Annotated in this window: 17 protein-coding genes and 1 tRNA gene; 10 read left to right on the forward strand and 8 right to left on the reverse strand. The window is 60.3% G+C overall.

Annotated features, from left to right (window positions below; genetic code table 11):
• The first annotated feature begins 15 nt into the window (after positions 1–15).
• Both QP324_RS00500 and QP324_RS00505 read left to right on the forward strand, forming a co-directional pair.
• Positions 16–1,881 (forward strand): DEAD/DEAH box helicase, encoded by a 1,866-nt coding sequence (locus tag QP324_RS00500; RefSeq protein WP_284813858.1) that lies wholly within the window; start codon positions 16–18, stop codon positions 1,879–1,881.
• A 148-nt stretch (positions 1,882–2,029) separates the two neighbouring features.
• Positions 2,030–3,256: an HNH endonuclease signature motif containing protein gene (locus QP324_RS00505; RefSeq protein WP_284813860.1), complete on the forward strand. Its 1,227-nt coding sequence runs from the start codon at positions 2,030–2,032 to the stop codon at positions 3,254–3,256.
• 20 nt (positions 3,257–3,276) lie between these two features.
• Here QP324_RS00505 and QP324_RS00510 read toward each other — a convergent pair whose 3' ends face one another.
• The 3 genes from QP324_RS00510 to putP are packed head-to-tail and all read right to left on the reverse strand — an operon-like array spanning position 3,277 to position 5,952.
• Positions 3,277–3,726, reverse strand: a complete 450-nt coding sequence (locus QP324_RS00510) for a DUF2269 domain-containing protein (RefSeq protein WP_239277928.1) — start codon at positions 3,724–3,726, stop codon at positions 3,277–3,279.
• A gap of 44 nt (positions 3,727–3,770) precedes the next feature.
• Entirely contained in the window at positions 3,771–4,349 is a 579-nt protein-coding gene (locus QP324_RS00515; RefSeq protein WP_284767505.1) for an HNH endonuclease family protein, read from the reverse strand.
• 37 nt (positions 4,350–4,386) lie between these two features.
• Positions 4,387–5,952 carry a sodium/proline symporter PutP gene (gene putP / locus QP324_RS00520; protein WP_284813862.1) on the reverse strand — a complete coding sequence of 522 codons (1,566 nt, stop codon included), beginning with the start codon at positions 5,950–5,952 and terminating at the stop codon, positions 4,387–4,389.
• Positions 5,953–6,119: 167 nt separating this feature from the next.
• Between putP and QP324_RS00525 the strand changes: the two genes are divergently transcribed.
• The 7 genes from QP324_RS00525 (at position 6,120) to QP324_RS00555 (ending at position 14,811) form a co-directional block, all read left to right on the forward strand.
• Positions 6,120–9,155: a DEAD/DEAH box helicase gene (locus tag QP324_RS00525; RefSeq protein WP_284813864.1), complete on the forward strand. Its 3,036-nt coding sequence runs from the start codon at positions 6,120–6,122 to the stop codon at positions 9,153–9,155.
• Between the two features lie 3 nt (positions 9,156–9,158).
• The gene (locus QP324_RS00530; RefSeq protein ID WP_284813866.1) at positions 9,159–9,980 is read left to right on the forward strand and encodes an SWIM zinc finger family protein; all 822 of its coding nucleotides are present in this window, start codon (positions 9,159–9,161) and stop codon (positions 9,978–9,980) included.
• Positions 9,980–11,098, forward strand: a complete 1,119-nt coding sequence (locus tag QP324_RS00535) for an exonuclease SbcCD subunit D (RefSeq protein ID WP_284813868.1) — start codon at positions 9,980–9,982, stop codon at positions 11,096–11,098. Before QP324_RS00530 ends, QP324_RS00535 begins: the two co-directional genes overlap by 1 nt.
• Positions 11,098–13,683 (forward strand): AAA family ATPase, encoded by a 2,586-nt coding sequence (locus QP324_RS00540; protein WP_284813870.1) that lies wholly within the window; start codon positions 11,098–11,100, stop codon positions 13,681–13,683. The genes QP324_RS00535 and QP324_RS00540 overlap by 1 nt, the downstream gene beginning before the upstream one ends.
• 4 nt (positions 13,684–13,687) lie before the next feature.
• Positions 13,688–14,203, forward strand: a complete 516-nt coding sequence (locus tag QP324_RS00545; RefSeq protein WP_284813871.1) for a MarR family winged helix-turn-helix transcriptional regulator — start codon at positions 13,688–13,690, stop codon at positions 14,201–14,203.
• A complete protein-coding gene (locus QP324_RS00550) occupies positions 14,200–14,499 on the forward strand; it encodes a hypothetical protein (RefSeq protein WP_005323427.1) in 300 nt (99 codons plus the stop codon). Before QP324_RS00545 ends, QP324_RS00550 begins: the two co-directional genes overlap by 4 nt.
• A 108-nt stretch (positions 14,500–14,607) precedes the next feature.
• The gene (locus QP324_RS00555; protein WP_284766303.1) at positions 14,608–14,811 is read left to right on the forward strand and encodes a hypothetical protein; all 204 of its coding nucleotides are present in this window, start codon (positions 14,608–14,610) and stop codon (positions 14,809–14,811) included.
• Positions 14,812–14,867: 56 nt separating this feature from the next.
• On the opposite strand, the gene QP324_RS00560 is transcribed toward QP324_RS00555, so the two are convergent.
• The 3 genes from QP324_RS00560 to QP324_RS00570 are packed head-to-tail and all read right to left on the reverse strand — an operon-like array spanning position 14,868 to position 17,447.
• Positions 14,868–16,034 (reverse strand): ABC transporter permease, encoded by a 1,167-nt coding sequence (locus QP324_RS00560; protein WP_284813873.1) that lies wholly within the window; start codon positions 16,032–16,034, stop codon positions 14,868–14,870.
• A gap of 3 nt (positions 16,035–16,037) precedes the next feature.
• Positions 16,038–16,937, reverse strand: a complete 900-nt coding sequence (locus QP324_RS00565; protein ID WP_284813875.1) for an ABC transporter ATP-binding protein — start codon at positions 16,935–16,937, stop codon at positions 16,038–16,040.
• A gap of 3 nt (positions 16,938–16,940) precedes the next feature.
• The gene (locus QP324_RS00570; protein WP_284813877.1) at positions 16,941–17,447 is read right to left on the reverse strand and encodes a hypothetical protein; all 507 of its coding nucleotides are present in this window, start codon (positions 17,445–17,447) and stop codon (positions 16,941–16,943) included.
• 98 nt (positions 17,448–17,545) lie between these two features.
• Between QP324_RS00570 and QP324_RS00575 the strand changes: the two genes are divergently transcribed.
• On the forward strand, positions 17,546–18,343 hold the full coding sequence (locus tag QP324_RS00575; protein ID WP_284813879.1) for a MerR family transcriptional regulator: 798 nt from the start codon (positions 17,546–17,548) through the stop codon (positions 18,341–18,343).
• A gap of 89 nt (positions 18,344–18,432) precedes the next feature.
• Here the strand turns inward: QP324_RS00575 and QP324_RS00580 are convergent.
• Together QP324_RS00580 and QP324_RS00585 are read right to left on the reverse strand one after the other, a co-directional pair.
• Positions 18,433–18,506 (reverse strand) — tRNA-Arg (locus QP324_RS00580).
• A gap of 53 nt (positions 18,507–18,559) precedes the next feature.
• Complete coding sequence (locus QP324_RS00585; protein WP_284813881.1) at positions 18,560–20,143, reverse strand: alpha/beta fold hydrolase; 1,584 nt, start codon at positions 20,141–20,143, stop codon at positions 18,560–18,562.
• Between the last annotated feature and the right edge of the window lie 46 nt (positions 20,144–20,189).

Below are 20,189 nucleotides of genomic sequence, written 5' to 3' on the forward strand. Positions count from 1 at the left end.
AGGGTTGGTGAAGCAATGAGCATTACCGATAACGCCACCGGCGGCGTCAACGAGCCGGAAGATTTTAATAAGTCGGAATCTCAGGACAACTCGCAAGGTGTCACCAAGGACACCAGGGCTGCGAATACTTCTGAGGACACCGGCGCTGAGTCCGAAGATTCAGCCAACGACAACTCCCAGGGGTTCGCGCATCTTGGCCTGCCAGAGAAAATTCTGGAGGCCGTTGCGAAAGTAGGCTTCACCAAGCCTTCCCCCATTCAGGAAGAAACCATCCCGATCTTGATGGAAGGCCGCGACGTTGTCGGCCTCGCCCAGACCGGTACCGGCAAGACCGCAGCCTTTGCGCTGCCGGTTTTGTCGCAGATTGACACCAAAGCCCGCCATCCGCAGGCCCTCGTGCTCGCTCCAACCCGCGAGCTGGCCCTGCAGGTGGCGGACTCCTTCCAATCCTTCGCCGAGTCCCTCAAGGGCGTCGAGGTGCTGCCTATCTACGGTGGCCAAGCCTATGGCATTCAGCTTTCCGGTCTGCGCCGCGGTGCGCAGGTTATCGTGGGCACCCCGGGTCGCGTCATCGACCACCTGGAGAAGGGCTCGCTGGACCTGTCCCAGCTGCAGTTCCTCGTCCTCGATGAGGCCGATGAGATGCTGAACATGGGCTTCCAAGAAGACGTCGAGCGCATCCTGGAGGACACCCCGGACCGCAAGCAGGTGGCGCTTTTCTCGGCCACCATGCCGAACGCTATCCGACGCCTGTCTAAGCAGTACCTCGACAACCCCGCCGAGGTCACGGTGAAGTCCGAGCGCCGCACCAATGACAACATCACGCAGCGCTTCCTCCTCATTCCGCACCGCGCAAAGATGGATGCCTTCACCCGCATCCTCGAGGTCATCAATTACGACGCCATCATCGTCTTCTGCCGTACCAAGCACGAGACCGAAGAGGTGGCCGAGACCCTGCGTGACCGCGGTTTCAGCGCCGCCGCCATCAACGGCGATATTGCGCAGGCTCAGCGCGAGCGCACCGTCGATCAGCTCAAGGATGGCCGCCTAGACATCCTCGTGGCTACCGACGTCGCCGCCCGTGGCCTCGACGTCGAGCGCATCACCCACGTAGTCAACTTCGATATCCCGAACGATACCGAGTCCTACGTGCACCGCATCGGCCGCACCGGCCGCGCGGGGCGCTCCGGCGAAGCCATCCTGTTCGTCACCCCGCGCGAGCGCCGCATGCTGCGCTCCATCGAGCGCGTGACCAACGCCCGCCTGGAAGAGATGGAACTGCCGTCCGTCGATGAGGTCAATGAAAAGCGCAAGGAAAAGTTTGCGCAGTCCATTACCAACTCCATGGACAATAAGCAGGCGGATTTCTTCCGCACCTTGGTGCGCAAGTACTCCGAGGACAATAACGCGGCCATGGATGACATTGCTGCAGCCCTCGCCGTCATGCTGCAGGGTGGCAAGAACTTCCTGATGGAAGACAAGCCGCTTCCTAAGCCGAAGCGAGACCGCGACCGCCGCGACGATCGCAAGCGCGATCGTGATTTCAAGGGCGGCGGCAAGGGCCGCGGACCGAAGCGGCCGGACGGAGACTTTGAGACGTACCGACTGGACGTCGGCAAGCGGCAAAATGTGCGCCCGGGAGCTATCGTGGGTGCCATCGCCAATGAAGGCGGATTGTCAGCCAAGGACTTCGGCCGCATCACCATCGCGGTGGGCCATACCCTGGTTGACCTGCCAAAGAACCTTGACCCGGCAGTGCTGGACCGCCTGAAGGATACCCGTATTTCTGGCCAGCTGATCAAGATTCAAAAGGACACCGGCCGCCCGCCACGCCGTGACCACGGCGGCGGACGCAAGCGCGGTGGACGCTGGCGCGACTAGCATTTTCGACTGAATGGGCCTCTTCGGAGGCCCATTTTTTCGTGCCCTTTGACCTGCGGTTTTACTATAAACGGGGGTAGTGTGTCGGAGGGGTTTTGTATACTGAAAGCGCAAACATGTTCTAGAGAAACTTCTGCGGGGGAAGTCCATGAATGCGCCCTACTTTGCCAATACCAATCCAGCAAATTCCACCTCACAAGCAGCAACAGAAATCCGCAAGGCCGAATACCTCCTCTGGAAGCGCCTGCATCCAGACCCGGATGATGATATCGAAATAATTAGCCAATCACTGTCAGATCTCACCGGAACGCGGCAGTCCCGAATTAGAAATATCATTTTCGCCTTTGAGCGATTACAGGAGCTGCCGCGCCTTAAAGCCCGGCAGGAAGAGTACTACCACTTAGATTTAGACCGCTTAATTACCATCGACCAGACGCTGTCCAAGTTGGGCGAGGTTGACGCCGAACAATGCCTGCTTATCGACGCCGAATTAACCACCTACCTCACCCCCAAACGCCCTAACCAAAAATTACCGTCCCATCGCAACCTGCGGCGAAAGCTGCGGGAGCTCATTGTCCGCCTTGATCCCACCATCGCCGCACGCGACCCGCGGCGCAAGGAGTCCTATCACCTCGAGCCTACGGGCGGGGAGTGGGCCGCAGTGTGCCTCGATGTGGGCTTAGAGACTGCCGAAATCATCGACCGAAATATTCGCGGTGTGGCCACGGAGAAGGACATTTCCTTGGCTCAGGCTGCGGTCGAGTTGCTCACCGGCGAGGCCGAAGCCAAGGCGAAGGTGGTGCTCAATATGTACCGCTGCGATCTGCCGGATGCTCCGGCCTTCGTCCAAAGCTTGGGGTGGGTTTCACCGGAGGTTGCCGATGACATGCAATCGCGGGCCACGACCGTCCGCGACATGGATGCAGCAGCGGAGGATGAAAGCGGAAACTATGTAACTCCGCCGCATATTCGCGCCTTTGTGGAAGGGCTCGATGGAACCTGCCGGTGGCCCGGATGTACGCGGCCGGCGATGGCTTCCCAGATGGACCATCGGCATGATTTCGCTGACGGAGGACCTACTTCGGCGGCGAACTTGACCTGCCTGTGTCAACATCACCACAACATTAAGACTGATGGGCGGGCGTTTTATATCAAAGACCCGATTAGCGGGGACGCCGTCTGGCTCTTTGAAGACTCGACTTGGGTCTATGACGAAGCCAGCGGACCGCTCGCGCCGAAGAATCGGAGATGGGCGCAGACTGTGGCACAGGCGACGCAGCGGCGTCGGCAAAATGCGCACGAGGAAGCACAAAAGTTGAAGGAGGAGCTCAAAAACGAGAAAGGGGACAGTGAAGATACTGTCCCAGAGGAGTAAATGGCTCTCTAAAAGGCCACTTAGAAGTTGACGTACATCAGGATAAGGCAGACAATCCACAGCAGGTTGAACACGCCGCCGAATGCGGACAGCGGCTTCTTTGCTGCCGCGTAGTCGAAGGATTCAGTGGACTCGAGGGCGGCCATTGCCTTCTTCTGCTTTGGCAGAATGACGAAGAAGAGCAGGCACCATGCGACGATGGCAACCAAGATGGCGATGTGGAAATTGACCGCGGACTTGTAAGCGTCAATATCGGACAGGAATACGCCGAGGCCGAGGATAGGCACGATGGCAGAGATGTAGCCGTAGGTATTGGTGATGTTATACAGGGCGCGAGCGGAACCGAGCGCCGCGTGGTCGCCTTGTGCCGCCTTGGCCATTTGGGTCTGGAAGCTGGAGGTGGATACGCATACTGGGCCGATCAAGAGAATGGCTGCGGCCACGTGGAGGAATACAAGGAAAGAAGTCATTGAAAGAACCCTTCAATCGCGGAAAGTTGCCACGTCAACCCTAATCAATTCCCGGTGAGTACGGCTAACCGACATTGCCTTTGCATAACCCGCACGTCCTTGGAAGGCAGGGGAAGGGAGTACTTTCGAGCGATGTCGGCGAGGCGCCGGGAATAACCGCAGCGGTTGGCGGGAGGAAGCCAATCCGCAGGGAGGGAGTCTGACTTTTCTTGGTTGAGCTCACGGCTGGTAGCTACGAGATTGAGCGGGTCGTTGCCAAAGCGGACCTTGGTTTCGCGGTCCCACTCGGAAGCGCCAAGGTCATAGGCCGCGGAGAGGGGAAAGATATGGTCGATCTCAATGGGAGAGGTAGCGGGAATGGTGGTGCCACTATAGGGGTCATAAAGAGTCCCGCTGCGGGCGTGGCAGGCGTGGAGGGGATCGCTTGATTGGCTTTCTAGAATGACCTCGCGGGTGGTGCAGGCGCCGTGGGGCTGCCAGATGCCGAAGTCTTCGCGGTCGTAGCCGGTGGCCTCGGGGCGAGCTGGGAGAGTGGCAACATCAAAACGTGGAAAAGGCCACGCATACCATGCGCCGATGAGAACGGTAATGCATGATAGCGCGGCCAAGTAATAGGACTTCATGTCCTATTGGACTGCGAGGAGTCCGCGTTGGTTCCGATTACTTATCGGTGACCTTTTCTGCGGCTTCTTCGAAGTCGAGGTTGGAGTCATTTTCCACGAGCTTGGCCAGCTTGGTGGACTCTTCGAATTCGGCCACAACCTCTGGCTTAGGCTCCTTCGTGAGCTTGGCGACTACGACGGCCACGATGAGGGCCAGGAAGAAGCCTGGGACGATTTCGTAGAGGACGTCGGAAAGCGGAGACATGCCCCAGCCAATAGCAACGATGGCACCGGTAAGCATGCCGGCAATGGCACCGGCGGAGTTGAGGCGCTTCCAGTACAGGGAGAGCAAGATGATCGGGCCGAAGGCAGAACCAAAGCCTGCCCAGGCAAAGCCAACCAGACCCAAAATGGAGTCAGATGGGTTGATTGCCAGCAGGGCGGCAATGACTGCGATGGCGACGATGGCGGTGCGGGAGAGGTTGATAAGGACCTGCTCGCTGGGCTTCTTCTTAGCAAAGATGAGGAAGAGGTCCTCGATGAGGGAAGTAGAGACGACGAGCATCTGGGACGACATGGTGGACATAATGGCGGCCAGAACCGCGGTCAGGACGAAGCCTGCGGGCAGTGGGTGCATCATGGCCTGCGCCATATCCAGGAAGATGGTTTCGAAGTTCTCCTGGTCGGTGATGCTGTGGCCGGTCTGGGTGAAGTAGACGGTGCCGGATAGGGCGACGAAGATCGCGCCGATGACGGACAGGCCCATCCAAGTTACACCGTAGAAGCGGCCCTGGCGGGCGTCGGAAGGCTTGCGCAGCGCCATGAAACGCACGATGATGTGCGGCTGGCCAAAGTAGCCCAGGCCCCAGGCAAGGTTGCCGATGATAACGCCAGCGGAAACGCCCGCGAACATGGAGAAGTAATTCGGGTTTTCTACCGCGCCATCGGTGGCATAAGCATTATTGCTTGCAAAGGAAAAGATCTCGGAAGGATCGGAAAGAGAGACGATTGCCATGATCGGCACGATCATCAAGGCGACGAACATAAGCACGCCCTGGACGACGTCCGTGTAGGACACCGCCAAGAAGCCGCCGACGAAGGTGTAGAAGATAGTCACCGCGGCGATGACAAGCATGCCGGTGAGGTAGTCGCCACCGAAGGTGGACTCGAAGTAGCGGCCACCGGAGACCATGCCGGAGGAAACGTAGAAGGTAAAGAAGAAAATAATGATGGCTGCGGAGATGATGCGCAGCAGGCGGGACTTATCGTGCAGGCGGTTTTCAAAGAAGGACGGCACGGTAATGGAGTTGGCTGCGATCTCCGAGTAGGAGCGCAGGCGCGGTGCGACCCACTTCCAGTTTGCCCAGCAGCCGACGAGCAGGCCGATGGCCATCCATAGCTCGGACATGCCGGAGAGGAAGAGCGCGCCAGGCAGGCCCATGAGGAGCCAGCCGGACATGTCGGAAGCGCCTGCGGAGAGAGCCGCTACGAATGGGTGCAGACCACGGCCGCCCAAAACATAATCGTCATATTGATCGGTTTGCTTGTAGCTCCAATAGCCAATGGCTGCCATTGCGAGGAGATACACGATCATCGCAATGACGTACCAAGTTGAATCTTGCACGATTTACTCCTTGTAGATGTGTGATGACATTCTCACGTTAACGGGGTCACAAGGTTAACCCAAGCGAAAATACAGGTGTGGCGCAGATCTCCGTTTCGATTTTCTGTCGTTCAACTGGGAAAAGGGTGGAACATAACGAGCCTGTAACAAAACCAAAAGGGGCTGCTATGCTGGCGGCTATGGCTTCTTACCTCGTGCATGGACTGTGGCTCCCCGTTACGGGACTAGGTCTATGGATTGAACAGGTAGAAGGACACAAGATCGTCATGCCCAACGCCGTCCCCGAGGGCACCTTCCCGCCAGCGGTGGAGTCCATCTTGGCGCAGAAATCCTTCCGCAACCGAGCGCGGGTATCGCTGCGTACGCCCAAGGGCAAGGATGTCTCCCTGATGGTGCCCATGGCGATGTTCGGACCCGAAGAGGCCGTGGCGGCGCTTGCCCAAATGGAGCACCTGAACCACAAGCCGCCCGCCACCATCGCGCCAGACCTCCAGTGGCTCATCCACGCCTACAGCGGCCTGTGCAAGTTTGTGCGCGCCGGGCGGGTGACCTTCCGGCTGGCTTACCAGGCCAATGAGTGGTTCCCCATGTGGCAGCTGGCCTCCGGCTTGGGCGAGCGCGGCTGGCTCGCGGAGATGATGGCGGCCGCGCCAGGAATCTTGCACGTTAATAACCGTGCGCTGTCGGATGATATGGCCGATGAGCTTACCCACTGGATTGCCTTCCGCGAGCTGCGGCCCGTGGCGGAGGCGCCGCGGCCGATGCCATGGCACGAGTTTGCTCGCGCCCTGCTCGATACGCGGCCGATCCGACGGGGGCGATCGCAGCTGCTGCGCGGGCTCAATGAGTGGAAGAACTCCATTTACGAGGTAGAGCTCCAGCTGGTCTACATCGTGGAGGAGCCGCTTGACGATGACCCGGATATGGCCAAGTGGCCAGTGCGCGTGCGGGTGCGCTCGGGCACGGATTCTCCGCTGCCGGTGTCGGCGCAGAGTTTGGATAGGGCGAGTGTGGAAAAGCTGCGCGAGGCTCACCGCAAAGCAGTGCGCATCGCACCCACACTGAGGGAGACCGCGCAACTGCCGCAGCCTGGCGACGGCGACTGGGACGTCTACCTTGAAACCCACCAGCTCACCCACTTTATTACCCACGAGGTGGATAAGCTCAAGGCCAGCGGCGTGACCGTCATGCTTCCCAAAGCCTGGGCGCAGATGGAGACTAAGGCCAAGTTGGAAACCCACGAGGCCCGCGATCCGGCCGAGGCCGCCACGAAGAAGCACATCGGCATGAATAAGCTGGTGGACTATAACTGGCGCATGTCCGTGGGCGATGTGGAACTGACTGAGGAAGAGATGGAGGACCTGGTCAATTCCAAGTCCGGTCTTATCCAGCTGCGTGGCAAGTGGGTCATGGCCGATAAGCAGGTCGTCTCCCAAGTCTCCGGCTACATGGACGCGCTGCGCGAGAAGGCCATAGCGCGCAAGAAGAAGGAGCTCGAGCAGCTAGCCGCCTCCGCGGAGATGGCCAAGCAGCTCGACCAGCCAGGGTGGGAAGCCCTGATCGCGGACGTGGAGCGCCGCCGCCAAGAATTCAACGAGGGCGGCGAAGAACACGAACAGGTCACCGTGGCTGAGCTGCGCGAGCTGGCGCTGGAGTCCATGACCCAGGAACCCATCGAGTTCACCGGCAGCACCTGGCACACGGCGCTGCTCGGCGGAGTGGATAAGGTTGCCCCAGAGCGCGTGGAGATTCCCGCATCCGTACACGCGGAGCTGCGCGAGTACCAGCGCCGCGGCGTCGACTGGCTGTACTGGATGTCGCGCAGTGGCATTGGAGCAGTGCTTGCCGACGACATGGGACTCGGCAAAACCCTCCAACTACTGTCCCTCCTCGCGGTGGAGAAGGACCGCGGTGAGCAGACCGGCCCCACGCTCGTGGTGGCACCAACGTCCGTGGTGGGCAACTGGGCCCGCGAGGCTCAGCGCTTCGTCCCAGACTTCAAGGTCATGGTGCAGCACGGTCCCAGCCGCCCGCGCGGCGAGGACTTTATTAAGAAGGCCGGCGAGTGCGACCTCGTCATCACCACCTACGGCACCGTGGGCCGCGATTTTAAGGACATGGGCGAAGTCGGCTGGCAGCGCGTTGTCCTCGACGAGGCCCAGGCCATCAAGAATTCCGCGACCCGCTCGTCCAAGGCCGTGCGCTCGCTGCCCTCGGAACACCGCGTGGCGCTAACCGGCACCCCGGTGGAAAATCGCCTCTCGGAGATGCGCTCCATCCTGGATTTCTGCAATCCCGGCGTGCTGGGCACCGCTTCGTTCTTCCGCAATCACTTTGCTAAGGCCATCGAGCGCAATAATGACGAGGAAATGTCCGAGCGCCTGCGCCAGCTCACCGCGCCGTTTATCCTCCGCCGCGTCAAGACGGATCCGAATATCATCGATGACCTGCCGGAAAAGTCCGAGCAGATCCTCACCGTATCCATGACCACCGAACAGGCTGCCCTGTATAAGGCGCTGGTCAACCAGGTGAAAAAGGACCTGCAGGAAGCGACGGGCATCAATAAGCGCGGTTTGGTGCTGGCCTCACTCACCCGCATTAAGCAGATTTGTAATCACCCCGCGCACTACCTAGGCGATAACTCACCGGTGGTGCTCAAGGGAAAGCACCGCTCCGGCAAGGTCAAAGAGCTCATGCGCATCGTGGATGAGGCCACCGAATCCGGCGAGCGTCTCCTGGTGTTTACCCAGTACAAGGCCTTTGGTGATATCTTGCAGCCTTACCTAAGCGACCAGCTCGGCCGCGAGATCCCCTTCCTGCACGGCGGGGTAAGCAAGAATAAGCGCGACCAGATGGTGGAGGACTTCCAGTCCGAGGACGGCCCGCCGGCGATGATCCTATCGCTCAAGGCGGGCGGCACCGGCCTGAACCTCACGGCCGCCTCTATCGTCGTGCACATGGACCGCTGGTGGAACCCGGCGGTGGAAAACCAGGCGACGGACCGTGCCTTCCGCATTGGCCAGCGCCGCAATGTGCAGGTGTATAAGATGATCACCGCAGGTACGCTGGAGGAATCCATCCAGGATATCTTGGACGGTAAGACGCAGCTGGCCGGCGCCGTGGTGGGCGAAGGCGAGGGCTGGCTTACCGAGCTAGACCCCGATCAGCTGGCCGCACTCATGAGCTACCGGGGGAGGGAGTAATCCATGGCTGTTAAAGGCGACGACAACGTCATCTATGCCAATTTTGGTACCCGCAAGCGGGTGAGCACCCCGGCCGAGGTCAATCACGTAGACCGCAGCGGGCGCATACTGTCCACCACGGCTGCGCGGATTGCGGCCTTTACCTCGCATGGCGCGGATCGCGGCCGAATTACTCGCGGCCGTCAGTATGCCGAGGGCGGCCACGTCGTAGGCCTCGAGGTGCGCAATGGCGCCATCCATGGCCGCGTGGCCGGCTCCCAGAACGAGCCCTTTGCGGTGCTCATCCAGCTGCCGTACCGCAATAACGATGATATTGCCCAGCTAGCCACCGAGTTCGCCCGCACCCCCAATTCCGTGGCCAATGCGCGCAAGGGCTTGCTTGCCGACGCCGCCCTAGACACCCTCTTCGCCCACGAGGCCGAAGACTTGCGCCTGACCTGTGACTGCCCCGACGGCGAGTACGTATGCAAGCACATCGTGGCGGTGGGCGATAAGCTCGCCACCCGCGCCGATGCGGATCCGGCCGTCATCTTTAATATGCGCGGGCTGGACTTTGCTCGGCTGGAGCGCATGGTCTTAGAGCAGGCCAAGGCGGTCAGCCGCGAAAGCTTCACCCCGAGCGACCTGTCCGAGGAAGAAAAGAATGACATCTTCTGGAACGGGCGCGAGCTGCCGAAGCTGCCGCAGCCCAAGGTCGCCCCGGCCATAGATGACTCCGATCCGGACCTCTTGCGCAAGGCCATGCGCTCGGTTTCGCATACCAACCTGGATCTCTTGCGCGCGGTATCCGATATTGAAGACCTCTACTACCACCTCTCGCACTAATGACTGCTACCACGTTTATCCATACCTCCGATTTTCAGCTGGGCATGACCCGGTGGTTTCTGAAGGGTGAAGCCCAGGGCCGGTTTAACGATGACCGCGAGGCCGCCATCGTGCGGCTCGGCGAGCTGGCCGAGGAGACCGGCGCGGAGTTCATTGTCGTAGCCGGCGACGTCTTTGAGCACAATGCCCTCTCGCGCGACATCCTTGCCCGCGCCACGGAGATGTTTAAGCGCCTGCCGGTGCCGGTCTATGTCCTGCCGGGAAATCACGACCCGCTGGTGGCGGATTCGGTCTTTTATAAGACCAGCGCGGAGAATGTCCACGTCATCGCAGACTCAGAGCCCATCGAGGTCGCACCCGGCGTGGAGTTGGTCGGCGCGCCATACCTGTCCAAGCGTGCGAATCACGACTTGGTCCGCCAAGCGCTCGAACCGTTGGAGCCGGCCGCGGGCATCCGCATCGCCGTCGGCCACGGCCAAGTGGATTCCCGCTCCGGCGAGGATGACGCCGATACCATCGACCTTGCCTTCGTCGAGGACTGCCTGGACCGCGGGGTGATCGACTACCTGGCGCTGGGTGATACCCACTCCACCGCCAGCCTCGGCACCACCGGCCGGGTGTGGTTCTCCGGCAGCCCGGAGACCACGGACTATAAGGAAACCAGCACCGGTGGCGGCGAGGCCGATTCCGGCAATGCGTTGGTGGTGCGCGTGGGGGATAAGGTGGACGTCGACAAGCGCCGCATCGGCCGCTGGACCTTTGAAGCCCTCGATGCCGCCGTGGATTCCGCCGAAGACGTGGAGCGCTTCCTCGCGCGCCTGGGCGAGTACCCGGATAAGGTGCGCACGGTCGTGAAATATAGCCTGCGCGGCACGCTCGGCGTCGAGGCCCACGCCCGTCTGCAGCGCGGTCTGGACGAGTACGAGACCGTGTTTGCCTCCCTGCGCCCGCGCGAGCGCACCATGGACCTTTACCTGGAACCCAGCGAGGAGGAATTAGCCAGCCTCGATATCTCCGGCTATGCGGCCGAAGCCCTGCATGAACTGTTAGATAACCGCGAGGATCCCGTCGCCCGCGACGCCGCCAACCTGCTATTCCGCCTGGAGGGACAGTCCTAATGCGCATACACCGCCTGGAACTCACCAACGTTCGCGGCATTGAGCACCTGGTCCTCGATGAGCTTCCCGAGACCGGCGTCGTTGTCATCCATGGCGAGAACGAGGCCGGCAAGTCCACCATCGTGGAGGCGCTCGATGTGGTGCTCACCGAAAAGCACAGCGGCCGCTCCAAGCGCATTCGCTCCCTGCAGCCGGTGGGCAAGGACGTTGCCCCGGAAGTTACGGCCGAGCTGAGCGTAGGCGAGTACCGCTTCCGCATTGCCAAACGCTGGCTATCCAAGAAGTCCTGCGAGCTGAATATCACCGCACCCCGGCCGGCGCAATTTACCGGCAGCCAAGCCGATGATGAGCTGGAGCGCATCCTCTCTGAGCATTTGGATCGCTCGCTTGTCGACGCCCTCTTTATGCGCCAAGACGACACCGGCGAGGCCATTTCTGCCGTCGGCATTCCCAGCCTAACCCGCGCACTTGAGCGCGAATCCGGCCTGGCTGAGGAAGAAGTCTCCGGCGATGACTCCGCGTTGTTGGCCCGAGTGGATAAGGAATATCAGCGCTACTTCACTGCAGCGAAGGGTAATCCGGCCGGCGAGTACAAGGAATCCGCTGCAGCCCTAGCTCGCGCCGAAGAGGAATACACAGAAGCCACCCGCGTACTGCGCGAGCTCGATTCCGTGGTCGAGCGTTACGAGCAACTCGAGCGTGACCAAGTCGCCGCTGAAGCAGAGCTCCCCGCCGCCCGCGCCGATCTCACCGACAAACAGGCGCAGGCCGAGGAAGCCGCCACCGCGCAGGCCACCTTGGACTCCCATAAGGCCACCCTTGCCCGTGCTACGGATGACCTTGCCCGTGCGCAAGCCGCCGTTTCCGAGCGCGCCGGGCTCGTCACCGCGGCCGGGGAAGCTGCCGCGGTCACCGAGGCCGCCCAGAATAAGCTCACCGCCGCCCAGGACAAAGCGAAAGAAGAAGCCGCGTCCAAAAAATCGCTGGAGAAGCAACTGGCAGAGGCCAAAGAGGACTATGCCGCGGCCCGCAGCACCTTAAAGCAGGCACGCCGACTGCAGGATAAGCAGAAGTTTGAGCAGCTCAGCGCCCGGCTGGAATCGCTTGACGGCCTAGCCGCCGAGGTAGACCAGGCACGTGCGACCATCGCCCAACGCGGCCGCGAGGTCACCGCGGCCGATATCACCAGCCTGCACAAGGCGGACTCAGCGCTGTCGGTGGCCGAGCGTCTGCACGAAGCTGCCGCCGCCAAGGTGCATTTTTCGGGGCCTGCTGGCTCCAGCATCCGAGTCGATGGCGAGGACATCGAGGTGGGGGAGGACACCGCCGTCGAGCTTGTCGATTCCCGCGTAATCACCATCGGTGATATCACCGCCCGCTTCTCGGCCGGTTCCTATTCCGCGGAGGACACCCAGCGCGATGTGGAACAGGCCCGCACCCGGCTGCACGAGCTGCTCGATACCCTCGGCGTAGAATCAGTGGCCGCGGCCGAGGAAGCCCATGAGGCGCACCGTGCACAGAACGATGCCCTCGATGCCGCCACCCGTGCCCTTGCCGCGGAACTGGGACCGGATGATTTGAGCGAGTTACGCGCCCAGCATGCTGCGCTAGCTGAGAAGATTGCGGACCTTGCGGACGTGGAAGAGGTAGACCTCGCCGCCGCCGAAGCCGCGGAGGAAGCCGCGAGCGAAAAGGTCGATGCGCTCGACCGCGAACTCGTGCCGTACCGCGAAAGCCGCCTGGCTCACGAGGCTGTGCGCCTCGATGCCGAACTTGCTGCGGCCCGCGAAAATGCGCAGCGAGTGGCCCGAGAGCTCGCGTCCGCGCGCGAACGCGCCGCCGACGAGGACCTGCGTGCCGAGGTCAGCCGCCTAGAAGCCGTCGTGGGAGACCTGCGCGGGCAGCTCGAACAAATGGAAGCCGTAGACCTCGCTACCGCGCAGTCCCTGGTAGAAGGCGCGCAGTCCCACCTGGATTACCTCACCGACCGCATCCAACGCTGCGAGGTGGATCTTGGCCGGCTTTCTAGCGAGGTGAATTTCCATTCCGGTGCCGCCGAGCGCGCCCAACAGGCCACCGCGGCGGTGGAGATGGCGCGGGCGGTATATGAAAGCGTGGACAAGCGTGCGCAAGCCGCCCGCTATCTGCGCGAACTTTTGCTCAAGCATCGCGATGCCGCCCGGCAGCGCTACGCCGCGCCCTTCGTGGCTGCACTGTCGCGGCTGGCCCGCACTGTGTACGGCGGTGACATCACCTTCGATCTCGATGACGACCTCCGCGTGACCACCCGTACCCAGGACAATGAGACGGTGAGCCTAGCCAGCCTCTCCGGTGGTGCCCGCGAGCAATTGGCCATACTCACCCGCTTTGCCATTGCGCAATTAGTGGGGGCGGAGTCGGTTCCCGTCATTGTGGATGACGCGTTGGGCTCTACTGATGCACACCGCCTGCAACTTATGGCCACGCTCTTTTCCCATGTCGGCCGGGATAATCAGGTATTGGTCTTTACCTGCATGCCGGAGCGCTACTCCCGCGTACCGGGACGCAGTGAGCGCGACATTGCCGCGCTCAAAGGGGTAATCTAGTGCCATGCCTTATCAAACTCGCTGGTTAGACGACGAAGAGCAGGAGCTTTGGCGCCTGCTCCTTGGCGCCGTGCGCAAGATCGATAGGGGAATGGACGAGACGCTGAAGGCCGGCGGCGAGGTATCTGCCTCCGAGTTCGCCGTCCTCGTTGCCCTGTCCGAGGCACCGGAACAACGCCTGCGCTTGCACGAGCTGTGCACGCAGCTGGAGTGGGACCGCTCCCGCGCCTCCCACCAAGTAACCAGAATGGAAAAGCGCGGCCTGCTCACCAAAGAACCGGACGAGGACGATGCTCGCGGCATCAACGTGTGCGTGACTCATGTTGGCCTAGAACACTTGCGGCGTGCCGCTCCTGAACACGTGGAATCCGTGCGCCGCATGGTCTTTGACCACCTGCAACCCGAAGACGTGCCCGCCCTTCGGCGCTTTTTTGCCGGAGTACTACAGGTCAAAAACATCCCGGGCTATGAGGGGTACGTGCCAGATTCGCTACTACACGGAAAGGATCAAGCTCCATGATGGGACAAGAGCTCTTTGAGCACCCGAAGAAGCAATATAAGACCTACGGGATCACCGCGTTGGAGGAGCTTAGCCCGCGAATCGGCGATCCAGAGGTGCACTTGGACGACGCCGCCAGCGAGGACCAGGTTGCCGCCATGGAGGAGGCACTAGAGGCATACCCAGATTCCGCACTCACCTATGACCAAGACACCGAGCTGTGGATCGTCGGCGCAGAAGAGGACATTGAGCGCATGCTTGGTGACCGCGAGTCCTTCGTAGAGGCGCTGCTCAATGATGAGGACCCAGGAATTTAATCGCCGATTTTCGGTGTCAATCAAAAGTGCGAGGAATGCGGCCTTCTGGGCGCTTAACTGTTAAGATATCCGTAGTTAATCCTCGGTGGATCGAAAGGTTTTATCATTATGAACGAGCGTGAGGCTCAGGAACAGCGCGAAGCAGCAGCCCGCGATAAGGGCAATGGCTGGGTTCCCGTATTCCTTCAGTGGATCCCTTCCATGCTGCTATCCGTAGTGATGCTGGCAGCCATGTTCTTCGGTATGTACTACATCGAGCACGGCACCTTGGACATCACCCAGCCGATCACCAACGAGTTCATTACTCAGTAGCTTCGGCACATAAAAGAATCCGGCTCCCACACAATCGGCGGGGAGCCGGATTATTTTTACTTGCTCAGTGCTTGGCGCCAGGTCATCTTGCGGCCATTGTTCAAAATGGCGCGGCGGTAAATGCGGCCAACCATGACGATAATAAGTGCAGTGGTCAAGGCCATCAGTAGGTAGCTTGCGGCAAGGCCTAGCCAGCTGAGGTTGCCTCCGGCCACCTGCAGCGGAGCGACCAGCATGGACACCGGCGGCAACCAAGTCATGACCTGCATCCACGTGGCATCCAGGTGCATCCAGCCGAACATCGGTACATACATGGTGGCAAATACGAGGAACAGGATAGGGGCCTGCGTGGACTGGAGATCCTCGGTGCGCTGCACCATCGAGCCGGCTGCAGCGTAGAGGCTGCCAAAGAAGAGCAGGCCTAGAATCTCGCCAACAAGGAGCACGGCTACCAAGCCATAGTCCAGCTCGATGTCACTAGCCAGGCCGGTCGCAGCAAGCGAGATTGCACCGCCGCCCAAAATGAGCAGCGTGGCTAGGAATCCAACGATGGTATTGCCCAGAATCTTGCCGGCCAAAAAGTCCACCGGACGCACAGAAGACAAGATAATTTCCACCACTCGGGACGACTTTTCCTCCGTGACGCGGCCGCCAATGAGGCCGGCGAAGGTCATGACGGAAAAGACGACCACCATTGCGCCAATGAGGACCGTGGCTACGCCGGCCATCTTTTGTTCCGTGCCGTCCTCTTCTTCTAAGTTCACCTGATTGACCGTGGTGGATGGCGTTGCGTCTTCCAGCTCCTGCGGGTCAATATTGAGCGTATCCAGTGCCGTTGCTTGTGCTTGAGAAGCAACGATTTGGTTGACCGTGGTAGTTACCGCGGCAGGCGTGTCGCCCTTGCTGAGGAGATCCCAGCCGTCGCTCTCTGCCGGCACCAGGGCGGCATCGGCCTCGTCATTTTCCACCAGTTGCTGGGCTTCCGCGTGGTCATTTGCCGCAGTGGCATCGATGCCGGAATCATCAAAAGCAGACGCTTCCATCCCCACGACGGCTACGGAATCCGGTTCGTCATCGCCGCTGAAGAAATTGATAGCGATAGGGGCGATAATGGCACCGAGGATGAGCAGCAGCATGGTGCCTACCACCATCTTCGACTTCAGTGCGACTGCCATCTCACGCTTGGCTACAACCCCGATGGTCTTCATTGCGGAATACTGCATGGCCTAGGCTTCCTCATTCTGGTTGCTGGTGACGACGTCCTGGAAAAGCTCGGTCAGGTCTGGGATCTTGCGGCCGAAGGAATGCACCGGGCCTGCGGCTAGTGCTGCTTGCAGGATTGCCTGGTCATCGATGGTTTCCTCGGCCTCGAGCACGACGGCGTCGGCAGTTTCTGCCACCAGCTCCGTGCCTTCCGGATACCAGCCGCGCGCTGGGGTAGCGACGTCAAAGCGGGGAGGGCCTTGGCTGCGCAGCTTATCGACGCCCCCTTCAGCCACCATATGCCCCTTCGTCACAATGCCCACGCGGTCACACAAGCGCTGCACCAGGTCCAACTGGTGCGAGGAGAAAATAACGGGCACACCGCGATTGGCGCGCTCGCGCAGCATGTCTGACATGACGTTGACCGCCACCGGGTCCAGCCCGGAGAAGGGCTCGTCCAGAATCAGCATGTCTGGGTCATGGATAAGGGAGGCCGCGAGCTGTACTCGCTGCTGGTTGCCCAAGGAGAGGTCATCGAGCTTATCGTCCATGCGCTCGCCCAGCCCCAGCTGTTCTAGTAGTTCAATGCCGGCGCGCTTGGCGGCGGGCTTATCCATGCCGTGCAGCGTGCCGAGGAAAACCAGCTGGCTAAGCAGCGGCTCCTTGCCGTAGAGCCCGCGCTCTTCTGGCATATAACCAATGCGGCGGCGGTTATCGTCATTGATTGGGGCGTCATCGAAGTAGACCTCGCCAGAGTCTTTGGCCAGCACACCAAGCGCAATGCGCATGGTGGTGGACTTTCCGGCGCCGTTGGAACCGACGAAACCGAAGATTTCGCCGTCACCAACGCTAAAGGTCATATCCCGCAGGGCTTGAGTCTCCCCGAAGGACTTATTGAGGTGGTCAATGGTCAAGGTGGGCATGTGTTAGTCCTCCGAGTTCTGGTTGAAGGTTAGCGCGTAGCCGACAGCGGGCAACGTGGCAGAGATGAAGTAACTAAAGAGCAGGTAGTAGCCAGCTCCAAGCAAATATTTGGTGCCAATAGTGCCGGTAATTCCTCCGCCTAGGAACCAATTGCCTACGAGAAGGGTGACAAGACCGCCGGCAAAAAGAAACGCGTTAGACAGCTGCAAAGCCTTCCGGCGCCACTGGTCGAGAACCTGGGCCTCATACTCATCAAGAGAGGACAGCGGCTTGCGGTCTTTGGAATCAATTGATACCCGCAGAATGGTCCACGGAATGCAAGAAAGCACCATTGCGATAGACATTCCTAACAGTGCCCAGTAAGAAGAAATCGCCAATGCGAGGATGAGGAAAATCGCGGATACGGCTACGCAGCCATACATTGACGCGATTAATCCACGGGTGGGGCCGGGCCTGCGGAACCGTTCGGCGCGGATCGTTGTTGAAACAGGGGCGTCGTTTGCTGTCATGCATTCAAGTGTTGCATAAACCCAACACTCTGGCAACAGTTTCTGCAGATTTTCTCTGGGGTTGACCCTGACGTGGCGTTAGGCGCGACAATGAAGCCATGGACGACATCGATGAAGTTCTTTATACCGTTGGCGAGGTAGCAGCGCTCTTCCGCATTACGGTGCGCACCTTGCACCACTGGGAGGCACAAGGCTTGCTATCTCCCACGTGGCGCAGCTGGTCCAATTACCGGCTGTATACCGAGGAAGACTGCGCCCGCGTGCAGAAGATTCTGATCTACCGCGCTACCGGTATGAAATTGACCGATATTAAACGGCTGCTGGATGGCGATGCTTCCGATCTGGAACATTTACGGAGGCAAAGAGAAAGCCTGCTCGCGCAGCGTGACAGTCTTAGCGACATGCTGGCAGCAATTGACACCTTGATGGAGGATGCAATGAATAACCGAAAGCTCACCACCGAAGAAATTGGACAAATTGTTGGCGATGCCAACTTCGCCGCGCACCAACAAGAAGCCGAGGAGGCCTACGGATCGAGCGAGGATTGGGCTATGTATCAGCAGCGCACTGCCGGCTGGTCGGAGAAGAACTGGAGCGATGCGCAAGCCGGCGTCGCTGAGGTGGAAAAAGAACTGGCCGAGGCCGTAGCAGGCGGTGTGGCTGCGGGGTCGGAGGAGGCCCAGGGGCTCGTCGACAAGCACCGCGTAGCTCTCAGTGCCTTCTTTCCCGTCACGCCGGCAAAGCACTTCTTAATCTCGCGCGGCTATGTGGCTGATGAACGCTTCCGTGCCCACTATGAGACGCAGCAGGAGGGGTTGGCGCAGTGGCTGGCAGACGCGATTGAGCATGCGGCTAAGGCACAAGGGGTGGATACCGACAACCCGGAGTGGCAATAGAAGGCTTGTGTCCAGCCAGGAAAGACTAGCTGACCGGAGGAAAAATGAACCGCTGACCACCAGAAAGTCCTGGTGGTCAGCGGTGAGTGTGTCCCCGACAGGGATCGAACCTGCGACCTTCGGTACCGGAAACCGATGCTCTAATCCGCTGAGCTACGGAGACATCGCTGGGAAAATTCCCAACGATGTGATTTTAGCGCATGGGTCAGTGGGGGACTAAATCAACCCGGGGGCGTCGGTGGTAGTGACCTCACCGGTGCGCAGGTAGTGCACGCCGATGTCATCGACGACCTTATTCTTAGATGCGAAGTGGGCATGGCCAGGGCCATGGACGGTGACAACTCGAGACTGCATCGGCTTTGAGAGGCTGGTGTGGTACTGATACGGCGTTTGTGGGTCGCCCGTAGCCTGAATCTGGAGGGGCTTGGTGGCGAGCTTAGAGCCATCGAGAGGTGCCTGGCCCGTGACCGGCGCACGTCCACCACAGCCTGCGCCGGAGCCGTAGAGAGAGTTGAATTGGGTGAAGGGATCAGCGCTGACGAAGTTGGACCACAGGTAGCTCGGGTACAGCAGCGGATTGCCCGGCACGGTGTTTTCGTTGCAGACGATGAGGTTTTGCATATTCATCGCCTGAGCCACGGATTCTTGTTCCTTGCGCACTGCCGCCGGATCGGACTGATCGGAATCCAAAGGCTCGCTGCCATTCAAGTGCTTGGCAAAGGCATCCCACTGCGCAGGAACCGGAACAACGACGCGCGTCATCCCCAAGAGTGGGGAGGAAACCTGCACAGCATTGGGGTGCTGAATCTTCTGGCTGAGAAACTCCGCCTGCACCCGCAGCGGGCCGGTGGCGGTCATGATGTCAGCACCAGGCTGGCCGGCAAACTCGAGCCCTGGTGGGAGGTCACCAATCTTGGCATTTGGGGGCAAGACCGTGGGGCGAACGCCGGCCTCGCGGGCTACCTTCTGTGACCACTTTTCATAGACCTGCAATGGGGTGGTGCCGAGGTGGTATTTGGCGTCATTTTTAGCAATGAACCCGAAGAGGTCGTGCAGTCCCTTTTCATAGCCTCGCTGTTGCGAAGCAAAGATGCCATTCCACGCCAGCTTGGGGCTCATGCCCGAATCTAGCAGGACCTTGCCGGTGTGCTCCGGATACTTGGTGGCGTAGGCGGAGCCGAGGTAGGTGCCATAGGAGGTGCCGGCGATATCAATCTTTTCCTCGCCCAAAGCACGGCGCACCATTTCCCAGTCCTGCAGGGTATTCGCGGTGGTCAGCGAGTTGGTATAGCCCGGGGTGTGCTTTTCGCAGGCATCGCGGGTGAGCTTACCTACCTGGAGGCTTCCTTGGAGCGGATTACTGGTGGCCGTGGCATCGCACTTTACTGGCGTGGAGCCAGGCAGGCCACGCGGTTGTACACCGATGGTGTCCCACTCATCGCGCACGGCCTGTGGCCATGGAACAGCGGTATTGCCGGCCCAACCATAGGCATCGCCACTTGGGCCACCAGGGTTGGTAAACAACGCGCCACGGCGGGCGCCTGGGTTTGCGGCGGGAACGCGCACGAAGCCGACGCTAATGGTGCCGGCCTGTGGGTTGTCGTAGTACGTAGGCACTTCGATGCGGCCGCATTCGGCATTGTCGATGTCTACCTGCTCAGGGCAGTCTTCCCAGGAAATGGCGGGCTTGGTGTCCTGCGGCGCGGGGGCTGGCGCGGCTGCGGCAATCGGCGCAGTGACACCAATGGCGACCGCAGCAGCACCGAGTGTGGCCGCAAGCTTAGAAGAAAAAGAAAGCATAGGTTAGGTCTCCAGAATAAAAGTAATTGGTAGACCTAGCCTATGC

Origin of the sequence: Corynebacterium sp. UMB0012, from assembly GCF_030216265.1 — a bacterium.
In the GTDB taxonomy this organism is placed as follows: Bacteria; Actinomycetota; Actinomycetes; order Mycobacteriales; family Mycobacteriaceae; genus Corynebacterium.

Bases quoted from the DNA above. Each gene is read 5' to 3' on its own strand.
- QP324_RS00500 (WP_284813858.1), top strand. From the start codon at position 16: ATGAGCATTACCGATAACGCCACCGGCGGCGTCAACGAGCCGGAAGAT.
- QP324_RS00505 (WP_284813860.1), top strand. From the start codon at position 2,030: ATGAATGCGCCCTACTTTGCCAATACCAATCCAGCAAATTCCACCTCA.
- QP324_RS00510 (WP_239277928.1), bottom strand. From the start codon at position 3,726: ATGACTTCTTTCCTTGTATTCCTCCACGTGGCCGCAGCCATTCTCTTG.
- QP324_RS00515 (WP_284767505.1), bottom strand. From the start codon at position 4,349: ATGAAGTCCTATTACTTGGCCGCGCTATCATGCATTACCGTTCTCATC.
- QP324_RS00525 (WP_284813864.1), top strand. From the start codon at position 6,120: ATGCTGGCGGCTATGGCTTCTTACCTCGTGCATGGACTGTGGCTCCCC.
- QP324_RS00530 (WP_284813866.1), top strand. From the start codon at position 9,159: ATGGCTGTTAAAGGCGACGACAACGTCATCTATGCCAATTTTGGTACC.
- QP324_RS00535 (WP_284813868.1), top strand. From the start codon at position 9,980: ATGACTGCTACCACGTTTATCCATACCTCCGATTTTCAGCTGGGCATG.
- QP324_RS00540 (WP_284813870.1), top strand. From the start codon at position 11,098: ATGCGCATACACCGCCTGGAACTCACCAACGTTCGCGGCATTGAGCAC.
- QP324_RS00545 (WP_284813871.1), top strand. From the start codon at position 13,688: ATGCCTTATCAAACTCGCTGGTTAGACGACGAAGAGCAGGAGCTTTGG.
- QP324_RS00550 (WP_005323427.1), top strand. From the start codon at position 14,200: ATGATGGGACAAGAGCTCTTTGAGCACCCGAAGAAGCAATATAAGACC.
- QP324_RS00555 (WP_284766303.1), top strand. From the start codon at position 14,608: ATGAACGAGCGTGAGGCTCAGGAACAGCGCGAAGCAGCAGCCCGCGAT.
- QP324_RS00560 (WP_284813873.1), bottom strand. From the start codon at position 16,034: ATGCAGTATTCCGCAATGAAGACCATCGGGGTTGTAGCCAAGCGTGAG.
- QP324_RS00565 (WP_284813875.1), bottom strand. From the start codon at position 16,937: ATGCCCACCTTGACCATTGACCACCTCAATAAGTCCTTCGGGGAGACT.
- QP324_RS00570 (WP_284813877.1), bottom strand. From the start codon at position 17,447: ATGACAGCAAACGACGCCCCTGTTTCAACAACGATCCGCGCCGAACGG.
- QP324_RS00575 (WP_284813879.1), top strand. From the start codon at position 17,546: ATGGACGACATCGATGAAGTTCTTTATACCGTTGGCGAGGTAGCAGCG.
- QP324_RS00585 (WP_284813881.1), bottom strand. From the start codon at position 20,143: ATGCTTTCTTTTTCTTCTAAGCTTGCGGCCACACTCGGTGCTGCTGCG.